The sequence below is a fragment of the Microbulbifer maximicatervae (SeqCode) genome (assembly GCF_052467505.1).
Genome location: NZ_CP174313.1, coordinates 2,466,018 through 2,482,831 on the forward strand (window position 1 = coordinate 2,466,018; position 16,814 = coordinate 2,482,831).

Below are 16,814 nucleotides of genomic sequence, written 5' to 3' on the forward strand. Positions count from 1 at the left end.
CGACTCAGGCCGCGATCACATCCACTTGGCGCATCAGACGCTCAACCAACTGCTCGCCGTTGCTGCCATCGCTCTGTAATCGATGTCCTGCCACCGCCGGCAACACAGCCTGGATATCCTCAGGCAAAACATGGCCACGATTGTGAATCAACGCCCAGGCTTTGGCTGCGCGCAAAAGGGCCAAGGCGCCTCGGGGTGATAAACCCACTGCGCAATCCGGGCTCTGGCGGGTTTGCAAAACCAGTCGCTCAAGGTAATCCAACAGACTGTCAGAAGTTTTCACTTGCGTAACCAGGTTTTGCATTTTTCCGAGTGTGGCGGTATCGATTCTCGGCTTTAACTTCGCCAGCTGCTGCCTCGGATCGGCCCCCAAATACAAAGCTCGTTCCGCCTCCCGGGTGGGATAGCCGAGGCTGATACGCATCAGGAAGCGATCCAGTTGAGATTCCGGCAATGCAAAGGTGCCCGATTGTTGCATCGGGTTTTGCGTGGCAATCACAAAAAATGGCTGGGGCAGTGTGCGGGTCTCGCCATCGACACTCACCTGGCGCTCTTCCATGGCCTCTAATAGCGCACTTTGGGTTTTTGGCGATGAGCGATTAATCTCGTCCGCCAATAACACCTGGCTAAACACGGGTCCCTCGTGAAAGTGAAATTGGCTGGACTCCCGATCAAATATCGAAACACCAAGAATATCCGCCGGTAACATATCACTGGTGAACTGCACCCGCTTATACGTTAACCCCAGCACCTGTGCGAGTGCATGGGCCAAGGTGGTCTTACCCATGCCCGGTAGATCTTCAATTAACAAGTGGCCTTTTGATAACAAACAGGCCAGCGCCAGCTTTACCTGACGCTCTTTACCCAACAAAACACTGCCGATATCAGACACTATGGCGGAAACTATTTTTTGCACGGCAAATCCATTACTGCTCAATTTTTCTCAAGGGGGCTATTTCTGCACACCGGCAGGGGCGCGACAAAATGCAAACACTACCGGAAGCAGCGAACAGTATTTCACTGTCCGCTAGGGAGCCTCTGGATAACTCCGTGATACCGCTGGCATGCAGCGCGGTTCACAATCAAGGCGCGGCTTCGCAGGAATGTCTAGACCTTTCAAGAAGCTGCAACGCAGAGTGTGAATCGCTCTGCAAGCCCCGAAGGGCGGGTCTTGAAGGCCGCATCTGCTGTGTTGCAGCTCTTGCAAAGGGCTGTGGCCATTCGCGGCACACTACGCCTAACATCTATAGCCTTCAAGGCCCGCAGAGGTATTGCGGAATTATTCAGAGGCTCCCTAATAATCATAGGTAGCTGGGCGCTTACGCCAGCGCTTATAACTGGGATAATCCACGCATCAAGTCGCGCTTGAGGTCCTCAACATTTTCCAGCCCTACCGAAACTCGAATCAAATTTTCAGTAATTCCGGCGCGAGCCTTATCTTCATCACTAAGGCGGCCATGGGTTGTCGTGGCAGGGTGCACAATAGTGGTTTTTGCATCCCCCAAGTTGGCGGTGCAGGAGAGGATTTTACAATTGTCGATCACTTTCCAGGCAGCTTCGCGACCACCGCGCACAGTAAAACTCAGCACTGCGCCAAAAGCGTCTTGCTGTTCCCGCGCTAGGCGGTGTTGGGGGTGTTTAGGCAAGCCGGTGTAATTTACTTTCTCAACCATCTCCTGCTCATCGAGCCACCAAGCCAAGTCGAGTGCATTGGTGCAATGCGCCTGCATACGCAGCTTTAAAGTTTCCAGGCCTTTGAGGAATACCCAGGCATTAAACGGGCTCATACTCGGTCCGGCAGTGCGCAGGAAAACCACCAACTCATCCATTACTTCCTTGCGGCCAACAGCAACACCGCCCAGGGCCCGGCCCTGGCCGTCGAGGAATTTGGTTGCGGAGTGCACCACAATATCGGCGCCCATGGATAGAGGTCGCTGCAGTGCCGGGGTACAGAAACAGTTATCGACAACCAGCATGGCACCAGCGCTGTGGGCGACCTGTGCCAACGCGCGGATATCGGCTACTTCACACAGAGGGTTGGAAGGCGTCTCCATAAACAGCAGCTTGGTGGAACCATCTACGGCCTGCTTCCAGGCATCCATATCGGTCAAATCGACATAGCTCACCCGCACGCCGAACTTTTCCATATAGCGGCCAAATAAAGCCGTAGTTGTGCCGAAAACACTGCGGGAACAGATAACGTGGTCGCCACTTTTCAGTAACGCCATACAAATACTGAGAATGGCAGCCATGCCGCTAGCAGTGGCTACCGCAGCTTCACCGCCTTCGAGAGCAGCGATGCGCTCTTCAAAAGTGCGTACTGTGGGGTTGGTATAGCGGGAGTAGACGTTGCCGGAGCTTTCGCCAGAGAAGCGCGCAGCAGCCTCTGCAGCGGAGGGGAAAACATAACTGGAGGTGAGGTAAAGTGCCTCGGAGTGCTCTCCTTCCGGTGAGCGAACCTGGCCGGCGCGCACCGCCAGGGTTTCCAGAGCGTAACCGTCGTCTTCAAACATATACCGCTTCCTGGTCAGTATTTTTGGAAGCAGTCATCTTAACCGAAACGATCTTAACTGGCGCCCTCTTCTGCCGCGAGAAAAGGACGCTTACGCTTTTTTACTATTGGCAGGCTACAAAAAACGGTTTTTTGCCGCCCGCCAAATCAGGTGAGGGATATTTAGATATTCCCCCAAGGACGAATTACAAAGCGTTGGCGTCGGCCTTTTTACGCTTGGCCGTATCATTGCGCTGAGCGTGCAGATCGTTCAAGTATTCCTCGTCCACATCACCGGTGATGTAATTGCCATCGAATACAGAGCAATCAAAGCGATCAATTTTTTGCTTACCGCCACTGGAGCTGACTACCAGATCTTCCAGCTCCTGGTAGATCAACCAGTCTGCGCCAATCTCCTCACAGATTTCCTCGGTGGTGCGACCGTGAGCCACAAGCTCAGTGGCGGAGGGCATATCGATACCGTAGACATTCGGGTATTTTACCGCTGGTGCAGCACTGGCGAAGTACACTTTGGCAGCACCGGCATCGCGGGCCATCTGGATAATCTGCTTACAGGTAGTACCGCGCACAATGGAGTCATCTACCAGCAACACATTCTTGCCACGGAATTCCAGCTCGATGGCGTTGAGCTTCTGGCGAACCGACTTCTTGCGCTGCTTTTGACCGGGCATGATGAAGGTCCGGCCGATATAGCGGTTCTTCACCATACCTTCACGGAATTTCACCCCCAAGCGGTGGGCTACCGTCTGACCTGCCGTGCGGGCAGAATCCGGGATCGGGATAACCACGTCGATATCGTGATCCGGGCGCATGCTGAGAATTTTGTCCGCCAGATGCTCACCCTGACGCAAACGCGCCTTGTGTACCGATACGCCATCCATAATGGAGTCAGGACGGGCAAAGTACACATGCTCAAAAATACAGGGAGTCAAAGACGGGTTATCTGAACACTGCTCGGAGTGCACAGTGCCATCCAGCTCGATATAGAGCGCTTCGCCAGGAGCGACATCGCGCACCAAGGTGTAACCCAGTACGTCCAGAGCCACGGACTCGGAAGCCACCATATATTCGGTGCCCTTCTCGGTTTCACGCTTGCCGTAAACCAGTGGGCGAATTCCGTTGGGATCGCGGAAAGCGACAATACCGTAACCAACAATCAGGGCAACGCAAGCGTAGGCGCCGCGCACGCGCTTGTGTACAGAGCGCATCGCACTGAAGATATCTTCGGCTTTCGGCTGCAGCTTGTGCAACTTGTGCAGCTCGTGGGCAAACACGTTCAGCAACACTTCCGAATCAGAATCTGTATTGATATGGCGCAGGTCCTGCTGGAAGATCTCATCGACCACCTCGTGCACATTGGTGAGGTTGCCGTTGTGAGCCATGGCGATGCCGTAGGGGGAGTTCACGTAGAACGGCTGAGCCAGCGCCGGGCCGGAGCTGCCGGCAGTGGGGTAGCGGACGTGACCAATACCAAAATTGCCTTTCAGACGCTCCATGTGGCGCGCGCGGAATACGTCGCGAACCAGACCATTGGCTTTCTGCTGGTTCAGGCGATCATCGTCACAGGTAACGATACCGGCGGCATCCTGTCCCCTGTGCTGTAGCAGAGTGAGCCCATCATAGAGCTGCAGATTGACGTCACTCTTACCGACGATACCGACGATACCACACATATATTTGACCCTATTGACTCGAGAAGAGCGCTTTTGGCGCTCTATTTAAAACAACTTTACGAAGAATTCCTTAACGGAGCCCGCCAGCTCCCGCGCACTATCCTCAAACTCGAGGAAATGGGGAATCAGAACAGACTGACTCCACCAGCTGTCCTGTTCCACCGGCACCAATGCCGGGGCCAGGATCAACAGCGCCATCACGACAATGGCTCCCCGCACCAAGCCAAACGCCATTCCCAGCACTCTATCTGTACCGGATAGCCCAGTTGCCTCAACAAAGGCAGAAAGCACCATGTTGAGACCGGCGCCAGCGAGTAAGGTGCCGATAAACAGGATGCCAAAAGCTGCAATCATTTGGAGGGAGGGGGTGTCGACGAGGTTGGATAGCATTGGCGCCAGCTGGTCGCGAAACATCATGGCGACGATAAAGGCGGCAATCCAGGTAAGCAGAGACAAGGTTTCCTTGATGAAACCTCGACTAAGGCCGATAAGCGTGGAGATACCCACAATAGCCAGAATGATCCAGTCAGCCCAATTCATTCAATCCTACCTGCGTGGCGGCTGCTGCCGCGAAGAGCGCGCATTCTAACTGAAGGGACTAAGCGCGTGAAGCCGTAGGCCAACCGATTGGAATTTATTACTTGTAGTACCGCTTTCCCTGGACGTTTGGCGCAGTGGCAATCGGTTAATTGCGAATAAAAGTGCAAAGTGGAAGTCTGCCAGCAAGTTGCCACCATCCGCCTCGGGCTGAAATGGTGGCAACCTGAAGTCAAAGGCCCGATCAGGCCTTGAACTGAAGCACGAAGGTCTGGGCTTTCAGAAGGGTATCCAGTTCTTTTTTCAGCTGATGGGCATCGGCCTTGTTGACCTTTGGCCCAACAAAGACCCGCACCAAGCGACCCTTGTCTGTATCCACTGCCCGAGTATAGGCACTGTAGCCCTCGTTCATCAGGCGCAAACGCAGCTTGTCCGCATTGGACTCATCCCGGTAGGAAGCCACTTGAACCACCCAGGCCACAGGCAGGCCATAGGCATCCACAAGTGGCGAGGCTCCCTTCTTCGGCGCGGCCAGTTTTTCCTCCTGCTCATCACTCTTGGCGACCTCTGACCGCTCCTCTCCCTCATCAGCTACTGGAGCCTTCGGGTTGGAGAAGTTCTCTGGAAAATCCGGCTGGAAAGCCTCACCGGGCGCCGGTGCAGGCACAGCATCCGCTACCGGTTGCGGCTCGGCAATTTCTATAGGGCGTATATCCGGCTCCGCCGGAATCTGGCTGGCTTCACTGATATTGCCTGCGGCCTCTCGGTCCAACAGGCTGGGCAAGAAAATAACGGCAAGCGCAGCCAAAACCAGCGCACCGACAATGCGCTGCTTAAATCCGTCGTTCAATCGCCCTCGGCGGGAGGGTTTACCCTCGCAATTCTCCATTACCTTCGTCTCGCATCTGCTGCAGAACCTCAGCCACAGTAAAGAAGGAACCAAATACAAGCAACCTGTCTTGTGGACCAATGGTCGGCAGCAGCTGTTGTAAACCATCGGCGACGCTTGGACAGCGGCTATCGGCGTTCGTTGCCTCAACACCTGCTGCGGCCAGACCTTTCAGCAAGGTCTCTCCGCTCGCAGCGCGGCTATTACCCGGTAACTCTGCGGGGTGCCAGGCATCCACCACATCCCGCAAAGGCGCGAAGAGCCCCACCAAATCCTTATCGGCCATAGCCGCTACCAGCACATGGGTCTCACCATCTACAGGGTGATCTGCAAGCCATTTAGCCAAGTGTTCGGCCGCTGCCGGATTGTGCCCCACATCCAACAGCAGGTTGCGCCCCTGCCATTGAACCTGCTGACAGCGCCCAGGCAGGGCAATTTCAGCCAGTGCAGATTCGATCCCACCCTGGGGCAATACATTGAGCAGAGCCAGCGCGGTAATCCCAGCAGCGATACTCGGGCGCGGCAAGTTGATCGGAGGGATCGCAAGTTCCAACTCACCAAAACGGTAAAGTTCTTTTTTACCCTCTCCCAAATTGAGAGAGAAATCCTGACCTATAAAGTAACTGGAACTAGACAATTTTTCTGCCGCAGACAGCACAGATTGGGTGGGGTTGCTATCAGCACAGACAAAAGGCGCCCCAGCACGCAGGATACCGGCTTTTTCACGGCCGATTATATCCCGGTCACTGCCAAGCCAGTCCTCGTGATCAATGGCAACACTGGTGATAATAGCGAGATCCGCATCCACCAGGTTGACTGCATCCAGGCGTCCACCCAGGCCAACTTCCAGAAGTGCAAACTCGACGCCTGCCCTTTGAAATAACCAGAGCGCCGCCAGGGTGGTGTATTCAAAATAGGTCAGACTGGTCTCACCGCGAGCAACCTCGATAGCCTCAAACGCCAGCACGAGATCTTTATCGGCAACCTCTTCACCCCCGATACGCACCCTCTCGTTAAAGCGCAGAAGGTGTGGGGAACTGTAAGCGCCTACGGAGCGCCCTCCCTTACACAGCAGCGCCTCCATAGTCGCCACGCAGGAACCCTTACCATTGGTGCCCGCCACAGTAATCACTGTCGGTGCCGGTTTCTGGATACCCAGTGCATCGGCCACAGACGCGACGCGCTCAAGACCTAATTCAATTTCGGAAGGGTGCAGCTGCTCCAGGCGGGAGAGCCAATCTTGCAGTGAAGGCATAGTTGAAAACATCAATGATGGGGGCTGCAATCAGCGGAAATTAAGCTGATCACAGCATTACCCTATGGGAATGGAAATCAGTTGCCGGTCAGTTTACCCAATATGCGGGACACTGTAGAGCGCATTTCCTTGCGAGGAATAATCATATCAATTGCGCCGTGCTCCAGCAGGAACTCACTGCGCTGGAAACCTTTCGGCAATTTCTGGCGAATGGTCTGCTCGATAATATTCGGGCCGGCAAAACCAGCGCGCGCTCCGGGCTCCGCCGCGTTGATATCCCCCAGCAGGGCCAGGGATGCGGAAACACCACCGTATACCGGGTCGGTCATAATGGAGATATATGGCACGCCGGCCATCTTCATTTTTTCCAGCACCGCTGAGGTTTTAGCCATCTGCATCAGGGAGATCAGGGCCTCCTGCATCCGGGCACCACCGGTAGCAGAGAAACAAACCAGCGGGATACGTTGCTCCAAGGCACGCTGAGCGGCACGGGTAAAGCGCTCGCCGACCACATAGCCCATGGAGCCACCGTGGAAAGCGAACTCAAATGCTACCGCTACCAGGGGAGCACCATTCAGGCTGCCCTGCATAGCGATCAGGGCATCCTTCTCACCAGTGGACTTTTGTGCCTGCACCAAGCGGTCTTTATATTTTTTAACGTCTTTAAACTTCAGGCGATCAACCGGCTGCACATCGGTGGCCAGCTCTTCACGACCTTCCTCGTCGAGGAAGATATCCAGGCGGCGACGGGCGCCGATTCTAAAGTGGTGATCGCACTTGGGGCACACATCCAGATTGCGTTCCAGCTCCGGGCGATAAAGCATCGCATCGCATTTGACGCACTTCTTCCAAACCCCCTCGGGGACCTTGCTGCTGCCGGTGCGACGCTCTGTGCGAATTACCGCAGGGACAATTTTTTCTAACCAGCTCATCTCGTTTCCAAATCCGGATGCTTTCTTTGGGCCGGCACATTTTACCGACCAGTGGGTTTCAGGCTAGGAATTAAAACACTAAGCTGAACAACAAACCCGGCCAGATCAGCCGCTATTTTTGGCTTTCTGGCCAGCTTTGTGCTTAGACCTATAGCTGCTTTTAGCGATCCAGGGCTTCGCGCATCTCGCTGACAATAGCTCCAACCGCCGTTTTAGCGGCTTCCAGGTCTGCCGCTGCATCTACTGCCGACACCAGCACGCTACCGACTACAGCACCGTCGCCATGGGCACTGACCTGGCGGGCCGAGGCACCATCTTTGATACCGAAGCCAACACACAGGGGCAGATCGGTAAACTGGCGAATATGGTCCAGATTGTCACGCACCGAATCCAAATCCAGGTGGCCTGCTCCGGTAACCCCTTTCAGGGATACATAGTAAACAAAGCCACTGGCAACATCGGTAATTTCACGAATACGCTCTTCAGTGGTGGTAGGCGTTAGCAGGAAGATATTGCGCAGGTTGCGCTCCGCCAAAAAGGCATTCAGGGAACCGGACTCTTCAGCTGGCAGATCTACGGTCAGGGCACCATCGACACCCGCAGTGGACGCCGCTTCAGCAAACTCCAATTCACCCATACGCTGAATAGGGTTGGCATAGCCCATCAGGATTACCGGGGTGTCACTATCCGACTGACGAAATTCTTTCACCAATGCCAAACATTTGCGCAGCGAAGCCCCATTGGCCAGTGCGCGCTCATGCCCTTTCTGAATTACCGGGCCCTCTGCCATGGGGTCGGAAAATGGCACCCCCAGTTCAATAACATCGGCCCCGCTGGCCACCAACTGATGCATCAAGGGCACAGTATTGTCCAAGCCTCCATCGCCAGCGACAATATAAGTTACCAGCGCCTTGCGGCCCTCATCGCGCAACTTGGCAAAGCGGCGATCAATTCTATTTTGTTCTGTCACAGTTTATTCCCTGAGCTACTCCTGGCAAAAAGCCAGCTCAATTATTTGATCTTCACCCATTTTGCCCGCCTCAGAGGCGGGCGGTGATATTGCTACACCTCGATACCGTCGATAGCGGCAACGGTGAAAATATCCTTATCGCCTCGGCCGGAGAGATTCACCAGGACATTCTGCTCAGGACTCATGGAAGCCGCCAACTTGAGCGCGTACGCAACTGCATGGCTGGATTCCAATGCCGGCAAAATGCCCTCAGTGCGAGTGAGACGGCGGAAGGCATCCAGGGCTTCATCATCATCGGCGGTGACATATTCCACCCGGCCGATATCTTTCAGCCAAGAGTGCTCAGGGCCAACCCCCGGGTAGTCGAGCCCCGCAGAAACCGAGTGAGTCTCGATAATCTGGCCGTCATCATCTTCCATCAGGTAGGTGCGGTTACCGTGCAGAACACCGGGAATACCATCATTCAGTGGTGCAGCATGCTTACCGGAAGCCAGGCCTTCACCGCCGGCTTCGACACCAAACATTTTCACTTCAGCGTCATTCAGGAACGGGTGGAACAGGCCGATCGCATTGGAACCACCACCGACGCAGGCCACCAGCGCATCGGGCAACTGGCCAAAGCGCTCCAGACTCTGGCGACGGGCTTCACGGCCGATAATAGAGTTGAAGTCGCGCACCAATTGCGGATAAGGGTGAGGACCAGCCACAGTGCCGATAATGTAGAAAGTATTATCGACATTGGTTACCCAATCGCGCATGGCTTCATTCATGGCGTCCTTTAGGGTCTTGGAACCGGATTCCACCGGCACCACTTCTGCCCCCAGCAGCTTCATACGGTATACGTTGGGGGATTGGCGCTTAACGTCTTCCGCACCCATATAAACCGTACACTGCAAACCGAGACGCGCCGCCACGGTTGCCGTAGCCACACCGTGTTGACCAGCGCCGGTTTCGGCAATTACGCGGGTCTTACCGCTGTGTTTGGCCAGAAGTGCCTGGCCCACCGTGTTATTTACCTTGTGCGCACCGGTATGGTTCAGGTCTTCCCTCTTAAGCCAGATTCGCGCACCGCCCGCCTGCTCAGTCAGTCGCTCAGCAAGATACAGCGGCGATGGCCTGCCTACGTAGTGCGCCAGATCGTGATCAAAGGCAGCGACAAAATCCGGATCATCTTTCAGGCGGCTATACATTGCCTGAAGCTCATCCAATGCGCTGATCAGCGTCTCCGATACAAAGCGACCGCCGTAGGGACCAAAATGTCCGCTCGCATCCGGGAAGGTGGAAAAATCGATAGCACCTGGCTTACTCACACTCATACTCCGTGGGTCACGTGGGGTTAAAACTTTCTTTCTATTTACCTATTGTTTGAATAGTTCTTCCTGAACTATTCAAACGTCGCCAGAAAATACTGGCGCAGATACGTCGATCTGCTGGTATTTGCTGGCTCGCGCCGGCCAAGCCGGCGGGCGGCACTTCCTTGTGCCGCTTCAATACTATTAGCCGTAGTTCTCCTTGAACTATTCAAACGTCGCCAGAAAATACTGGCGCAGATGCGTCGATCTGCTGGTATTTACTGGCTCGCGCCGGCCAAGCCGGCCAAGCCGGCGGGCGGCACTTCCGGTACCGCCTCTAAATCTATCTCTTCGCCGCACTGACAAACGCAAAAACTTTTTCTCGATCCTTGCGTCCCGGTTGACGCTCTACACCTCCGCTCACATCCACCCCCTGTGGGCGCGCAGCTTCTACTGCTGCAGTTACATTCGCGGGATTCAAGCCACCGGCAAGAACGATCGGGCGACTGCTATCTTGGGGAACCCTGTCCCAATCAAAGGTCTCTCCGGTACCACCGGGGACACCAGGCCTGTAGGCATCCAATAGAAAACCCCGGGCTTTGGGGTGCTCAGTCATTGCGGCTTTGACATCGAGGTCATCTTTCATCCGCAACGCTTTGATATAGGGACGCCGGAATTGTTCGCAGAAACGGGCGCTTTCATCGCCGTGGAATTGCAACAGGTTAAGCGGCACCGATTCCAGTACAGCGTCCACCTCACTCTGTGCCGCATCGACAAATAACCCCGTCAGGGTGACAAATGGGGGAACTGCCGCTGCAACTTTAGCTGCCATATCAAGATCGATATAGCGCGGGCTCGGCTTATAAAATACCAGGCCCAACGCGTCGGCACCCGCATCTACAGCCATCAGGGCATCTTCTATACAAGTGATGCCGCATATTTTTACTTGCATCGTGTAACCTGGACTCAGCCGGCTGGCCGATCAAAAGAGGGAACGACGGATACTAGCAGATAGTCAGAAGGCGCGAAATGCACGCCCTCTCCCAGATTTGCTTTAGCCTCGAAAAATTCAGCAGTCTAACTGGAAAGCAAAGCACCCAAAGGCTGTGGCACCAGCAGTGGCCCAGGCTCACATTGGGGAAGCTGGAAATGATCCGGGTAGCGCACATCAACGAGATACAGGCCAAACGGCGGTGCAGTCACGCCGCCGGCGGAGCGGTCCCGCTGATCCAGCACCTCTTTTACCCAAATTGGTGGGCGCTCCCCTCGCCCCACGGCCATCAAAACCCCGGTGATATTGCGCACCATATGGTGAAGGAATGCGTTAGCACTAATTTCCAAGGCAATCAGCTGACCCACTGGAGCAATATCCAGGCGGGTAATTTCGCGCACCGGGCTCTTAGCCTGGCACTGAGAGGCGCGGTAGCTGGTGAAGTCGTGGCGGCCGATCAAGTAGCTGGCTCCCTCACGCATCGCGTCCAAGTCCAGTGAGTGCTGGGTCCAGGTTACCTCAGCGGCGCTGTGTGCCGAGCGGGTTGGTGCGCTGTGGATCAGGTAGCGATAACTGCGTGCGTGAGCGGAAAAACGTGCATGGAACTGCGCCGGCATTTCCCGAGCCCAGCGCACCCGCACGGAATCCGGCAACTTGGTATTAACTCCCTGTACCCAGGCGCGGTCCGGGCGCTGCGCTCGGGTATCAAAGTGAATGACCTGGTTGGTAGCATGAACGCCCGCATCGGTACGCCCGGCACAAACCAGGGTCACATCCTCCGCTGCAATAGTGGATAAAGCCCGCTCCAGATGAGCCTGGACAGTCTCCGATGCAGACTTCTGCTTCTGGAAACCGTGCAGCTTGGCTCCGCAGTATTCAACGCCCAGGGCTATACGGCGCAGCCCTTCAGGCAGCCCCTCACCTTCAGGGACCTCCCCGTTTGGCTTGTAAATATATTCCCTCTGCGTCACCTGACTCATATCACCAAAACCACTTGCTCTCCCCGCTGCGACTGCGCCGGGTAAAAATCACTGCCGGGAACTTCCCGGTAAAAATAAAAAAACCTCGCAACCAGTGCGAGGTTTTTTCAAAAACGGAATACGCTGCTAGCTTACACCATCCGCTCCAGCATTTCCTCGGCGCGGTCTTTGTGTTCACCGCCACCGTCCTGGGCTACCTCTTTGAGGATATCCTTAGCGCCCTCTTCGTCACCCATATCCATATAAGCTTGAGCCAACTCCAACTTGGTCGCCATCTCATCGCCGCCTTCCAGCAAACTCAACTCTGAATTGAGGTCGCTTTCCAGGTTGAAGTCGAGGTCACCAAAGTCAGATTCTGACGGCTTTTCGACAATCGCCTCAACCTGCTCTGTCGCTTCAGGCTTAGCTTCAACCAGGGGTTCTGGCTCAAGAGTCAAATCACCCTCAGTGGATTCATCGATGAGAGCCAGCTCATCCTCCAGGGAGAACTCCTCTTCGATTGCATCCGCATTGAAGTCCAGATCGCTAGCCCCGGCCAGTTCCATACCTGTCGCATCGAGAGTATCCAGATCAGCATCGAGGGATAAATCTGCTGCCGGCTCACTGCTGGCCGCGGCTACCTCTGCCGAGGGCTGCTCAGTTGCGTTGAGATCCGCAGCAATATCTTCCAGGTCGATACCGTCGAGATCCAGATCGGAATCCAAGTCGCCGCCGATCATCTCCAGATCACCCTCAGAGAAGTCATCCATAGATAACTCTTCTGCAGACTCCTGGGGAGAGGAGACTCCTTCTGTCAGGGAGATTTCCTCGCTCAAACCGCTGTCAACGGAATCCAGCTCCAGAGCATCATCCAATTCAAAGGCCGTATCCAGCTCAACCGAAGTCTCTTCTTCTTTCTGGGGCTGAATCTCTTCCTCCATCATGGAAAGATCCAGCTCAAAATCCAGGCCCGGAACGGAACCACCGCTGGTAGTTGCCTTTTCTTCCAGCTGGGCCTCAACTGAGGCCTCAGAGTTTTCTTCTGCCGCCGGCTCCAGGTCGAGGGAATCCAGATCCAACTCAGAGGTATCGAATTCTATTGGAGCATCGACACTCTCTTCTGTGTTATCAGAAAGCTCAAGCCCCAAATCGTCTTCAATCAAAGCGGGCTCTTGATTACTTGAGCCCAGATCACCCAGGTCCAACTCACCCAAATCAAGTTCATCAAGATTTAAGTCGTTTTCAACTTCTGGTTCCGATACCTCAGCCGTAACTTCCTGGCTGTCTCCGTCGAGAGCACTGTCCAGGTCCAAATCATCCAGATTGAACTCGGTATCCAGCGACTCACTTTGATCTGCGCTCGCCTGCAACGGCTCTTCAAAGCTGCTATCCAACTCCAGGTCCAGGGACAGCTCTTGCTCAGAATCAGAGCTTTTCTCATCCAATGACAGATCCATAGTCAGGTCATCGAGGAGAGAGGTATCGGGCTCCAGCGCGTCACCGCTACCAACCAGTCCCGGCTCGGCGCTGGTGAAGTCATCGTCCAGGGCCGCGCCGATATCGTCGAGCTGCGCCGCTTCGAAGGACTCATTGGAAAGACCCATAGCTGGGGCTTCAAAATCCGGTGCACCAGCAATGGATTCACGCAGGCGGGCGGCGCGATCGGCAGCAGGACCGTCGCTGATGCTAAGCAGCTGGCGGTAGTGATCGTCAAACTTTTCAACGTCTTGGTTGTGGGCGTAAACCTCCATCAACATCAGACGCGCATCGACTACCTGCGGGTCCTTTTCCAGGCCCAGCAGCAGCTTGCTTTCCGCTTCCTCATACTGTCCCAGGGACAGGTGAATCTCCGCTTCAGAAATTGGGTCATCAGTGCCCACATCGCTGAGATCGCCCAAATCGAAGGTATCGTCTGCCTCCATGCTCTCAACTGCAGCGAGAGTTTCATCGGGTTCGGCAATATCCTCAGGAATATCCAGCGGCTCTTGTTCCATAGCCATCTGCTGTTCAAGTTCCTGCTGCGCCTCTTGTTCAGCCTTGCGGCGACGCCAGGTGAACAGGCCAAATATAGCGGCCAGCAGACCCGCACCACCCAAGCCAATCAGCATTCCGTTATCGGCCAGCTGCTCCATAAAGGTTGGCTTGGGCTTGGTTTGAACTTCAACTACACGGTTACGCGTCTCTGCTGGAGCTGGTTCGGCTTCAACAGTTTCTTCTTCCGTATCAGCAGCAACATCAAACTCTTCGCTGTCTTCAACAGTCAGGCTGTCATCTAAAGACTCTACTTCAACGTCATCCGCCTCAGTGGGGTCGAGCAACACGTCTGACTGCTCCGCGGCGGCCTGCACCGCAGCCAGTTCCTCATTGGAAACATCAATCAGCGTATCCATGGTATCGATCTGCTCGTCGAGCTCGGCGATACGTTCACGCAATTCAGTGTTTTCGAGCTTGGACTTATCCAGCTCTTCCTCAGCTACTGTGAGATCGCCTTCCAGCGCCTCACTGTCATCAGTGCCGACTCCAGAACCGGAAGTAACGGACTCATTGTCCCCCGGTGCAGCCAGGCTAACGCGCCCTTCAACCGTTTCGCTGACATAGGACTCCTCCTCAACCGCACGGGCATCCAGCGGTGCGCCAGTAGCCACTTCCACTTCGGAGCGCTGGCGCCAGGAGTCATTCTGTTGAGCCACCTCAGAAATCGCCTCCGTCATAGTCAGAGTGCGCAAATCCTCGGAGTTAGGCAGGCGCAGTACGGCACCTTTCTTCAACAGGTTGATATTGTCATTAATAAAGGCTTCTGGATTCAGCCTTTGAATCGCCAGCATGGTCTGCTGAACAGAGAACTCACGACTAGCGCGATTTTGCAGCGCGATTTCCCACAATGTATCGGAGGAGCTTACCGGGCCATATACCTGGCTATTGCTTTCGTTGGTGTCTGTAGTCGTATAACGTGGCTGCGGACGAGCGGGCTCGCGAGTTTCTGGGGCAGCCCTTTCAGTTGGGGCTGGTTCGGCCGGTGCCTGACGAGCAGCCGGGGCCGGTGTTGTGCGAGGCTGGGGCTGCTGAACTGGGGTAGTGCGACGCACTTGCTGCCGCTCGCGCTCAGCTGCGCGCACGGGTTGTTGCGCAGCCGTTGGGGAAAACGCCGGCAGGTCCATCAGCAGCGTATATTCGCGCAGTAGACGGCCACTGGGCCAGCGAGTCTCAACCAGGAAATTCAAAAAAGGTTCGCGAATGGCGTCGCGACTGGAAATGCGGATAACCGGCTTGCCACCAGAGTAGTCCACTTCAAAACTTAAAGAAGTAAGGAGGTAAGAGCGCTCGACACCAGCGCGTTCGAATTCTTCAGGACCTGCGAGGCGAACCCTAATTTCGGTATCTTCCAAACCGCGAGTCTGCAGCAGTCCGATTTCCGCATCGAGAGGCTGGTTAAGGGTCGAGTTGAGCTTGATCTCACCTAGTCCAAGCGCCAGAGCCGCGTTGCTTCCCAGTGCACCGACTAGACCAACTGCAAGTGCCAACTTACGCACACGCATATCCGATTCCCTTTATTGTTAGAACCTTCCCAGGGTTTCCGAAAAGCGCGCCTTCAGAATATCCCCATTACTGAACGGTAATCGTTCAACTAATTAGCCGCCGTTTAGGCAGCCGCCAACTATGGCGAATTTTTCGCCAGCCTCAGCCAGGCCAAAGTTAAGATTACACCTTCACTATGGCCGCTAAGTATTAAATATCAGTAGTTTTTTAGCAACAAGTGGGCAATTTGTGCACAGTTTATTGCTACATCTTTACGCAGGTTGTCAGACACCGCACAAAGATTTAACTGTCGCTTGTTGAGTAGACTTTGGCGCAAGCGGCCGATGATTGTCACGTCACTGCCCACCGCACTTTCTGCCGAGGGCTGCTCCGCCATTTTGAGGCCAGCGCCATTTGCCAGCAGCGCACGCACTTTTTCCAGATCGACATCTTCAGATAAAGCGACGCCCAAATTAGCTAGCTGACCGTGGAAAACAGAGACCGTATTGATGCTGGCATCGACTGCTACCGCGTCTCCAAATAAGCGGCGCAGGTCGTGAACCAAAGTCAGCTCACTGAGGGTGTGGCCACTGGCGAGCAGAGCCTCGCAGGCACTGAGCTGGTTAAACGCCAATCGGTGGCCAATCTCAGGATCAATTTCTGCGTCCTGGCCACTAAACATCCGCGCGGTTTGTGCCGCCATTGCATCAATTGCGGCCTTGCCCAGAGCAGACACCGGCTGATTGAGCTGTACCTCTACCGCTTGCAGTTTATCTTTCAGGGGCGCCAGGGCTTCCGCCACCATGGAGGCGCCGGCACTGGGCAGCGCAACAACGCGGCGCTCGGCAGAAGCGAGTTCACCGCTGTTAAACATTGGGTGTACCAGGGCAACACTTTCATCGCCACGGGTGTTGTTGGCCACGTCTACAATCCAGGCGCCATTTTGTTCTGCGGCAGCCATGGCTGCTTCAACGGCTTCGCCGGCGCTCAGCAGAATCACGACCTGCTTATCGTTAAATGTAAATTTCTCCAGGGACTCCACCGGAATATTGCGATTGGCAAATACCTGGGGGTCTACTTCCCGTTCGTCAGTCTCCAGCAAACTCAGCTGCTCGGCGGAAATTACTTCACGCTCTTCGAGTACTTCCAGCAGGGGACCAAAGGCGGCGTTATCAACACCGACAATGACCAGTTCGCGGGTGGCTTCAGACATGGCAAATCACTTCATTGAATTGGAAAGGGAAAAATGAGGGGCGATTATACCCGTGGGGAAAATTCGAAAAAGGCG

Annotated in this window: 13 protein-coding genes; all 13 read right to left on the reverse strand. The window is 55.0% G+C overall.

All coding sequences use genetic code 11. From position 1 onward, the window contains the following. Positions 1-4 precede the first annotated feature (4 nt). Positions 5-916, reverse strand: coding sequence for an AAA family ATPase (locus tag ACJJIN_RS10885; RefSeq protein WP_444898069.1), 912 nt, complete (start codon positions 914-916; stop codon positions 5-7). A gap of 415 nt (positions 917-1,331) precedes the next feature. Continuing rightward, positions 1,332-2,513: an O-succinylhomoserine sulfhydrylase gene (locus ACJJIN_RS10890; protein ID WP_282931879.1), complete on the reverse strand. Its 1,182-nt coding sequence runs from the start codon at positions 2,511-2,513 to the stop codon at positions 1,332-1,334. A gap of 184 nt (positions 2,514-2,697) precedes the next feature. Continuing rightward, entirely contained in the window at positions 2,698-4,185 is a 1,488-nt protein-coding gene (purF, locus tag ACJJIN_RS10895) for an amidophosphoribosyltransferase (RefSeq protein WP_282931878.1), read from the reverse strand. A gap of 45 nt (positions 4,186-4,230) precedes the next feature. Beyond that, a complete protein-coding gene (locus ACJJIN_RS10900) occupies positions 4,231-4,725 on the reverse strand; it encodes a CvpA family protein (protein WP_282931877.1) in 495 nt (164 codons plus the stop codon). 241 nt (positions 4,726-4,966) lie between these two features. After that, positions 4,967-5,611, reverse strand: coding sequence for an SPOR domain-containing protein (locus tag ACJJIN_RS10905; protein ID WP_444898070.1), 645 nt, complete (start codon positions 5,609-5,611; stop codon positions 4,967-4,969). Continuing rightward, positions 5,592-6,866, reverse strand: coding sequence for a bifunctional tetrahydrofolate synthase/dihydrofolate synthase (gene folC / locus ACJJIN_RS10910; protein ID WP_444898071.1), 1,275 nt, complete (start codon positions 6,864-6,866; stop codon positions 5,592-5,594). The genes ACJJIN_RS10905 and folC overlap by 20 nt, the downstream gene beginning before the upstream one ends. A 77-nt stretch (positions 6,867-6,943) precedes the next feature. After that, positions 6,944-7,798, reverse strand: coding sequence for an acetyl-CoA carboxylase, carboxyltransferase subunit beta (gene accD / locus ACJJIN_RS10915; protein WP_282931874.1), 855 nt, complete (start codon positions 7,796-7,798; stop codon positions 6,944-6,946). Between the two features lie 160 nt (positions 7,799-7,958). Then, positions 7,959-8,768: a tryptophan synthase subunit alpha gene (gene trpA, locus ACJJIN_RS10920; protein ID WP_444898072.1), complete on the reverse strand. Its 810-nt coding sequence runs from the start codon at positions 8,766-8,768 to the stop codon at positions 7,959-7,961. A gap of 92 nt (positions 8,769-8,860) precedes the next feature. After that, entirely contained in the window at positions 8,861-10,084 is a 1,224-nt protein-coding gene (trpB, locus tag ACJJIN_RS10925) for a tryptophan synthase subunit beta (protein ID WP_108732438.1), read from the reverse strand. 319 nt (positions 10,085-10,403) lie between these two features. Next, the gene (locus tag ACJJIN_RS10930) at positions 10,404-11,012 is read right to left on the reverse strand and encodes a phosphoribosylanthranilate isomerase (RefSeq protein WP_108732437.1); all 609 of its coding nucleotides are present in this window, start codon (positions 11,010-11,012) and stop codon (positions 10,404-10,406) included. 125 nt (positions 11,013-11,137) lie between these two features. After that, on the reverse strand, positions 11,138-12,031 hold the full coding sequence (gene truA, locus ACJJIN_RS10935; RefSeq protein WP_413664951.1) for a tRNA pseudouridine(38-40) synthase TruA: 894 nt from the start codon (positions 12,029-12,031) through the stop codon (positions 11,138-11,140). Positions 12,032-12,162: 131 nt separating this feature from the next. Beyond that, positions 12,163-15,546, reverse strand: coding sequence for a motility hub landmark protein FimV (locus ACJJIN_RS10940; RefSeq protein ID WP_444898073.1), 3,384 nt, complete (start codon positions 15,544-15,546; stop codon positions 12,163-12,165). Positions 15,547-15,743: 197 nt separating this feature from the next. Then, on the reverse strand, positions 15,744-16,739 hold the full coding sequence (locus ACJJIN_RS10945) for an Asd/ArgC dimerization domain-containing protein (RefSeq protein ID WP_444898074.1): 996 nt from the start codon (positions 16,737-16,739) through the stop codon (positions 15,744-15,746). Between the last annotated feature and the right edge of the window lie 75 nt (positions 16,740-16,814).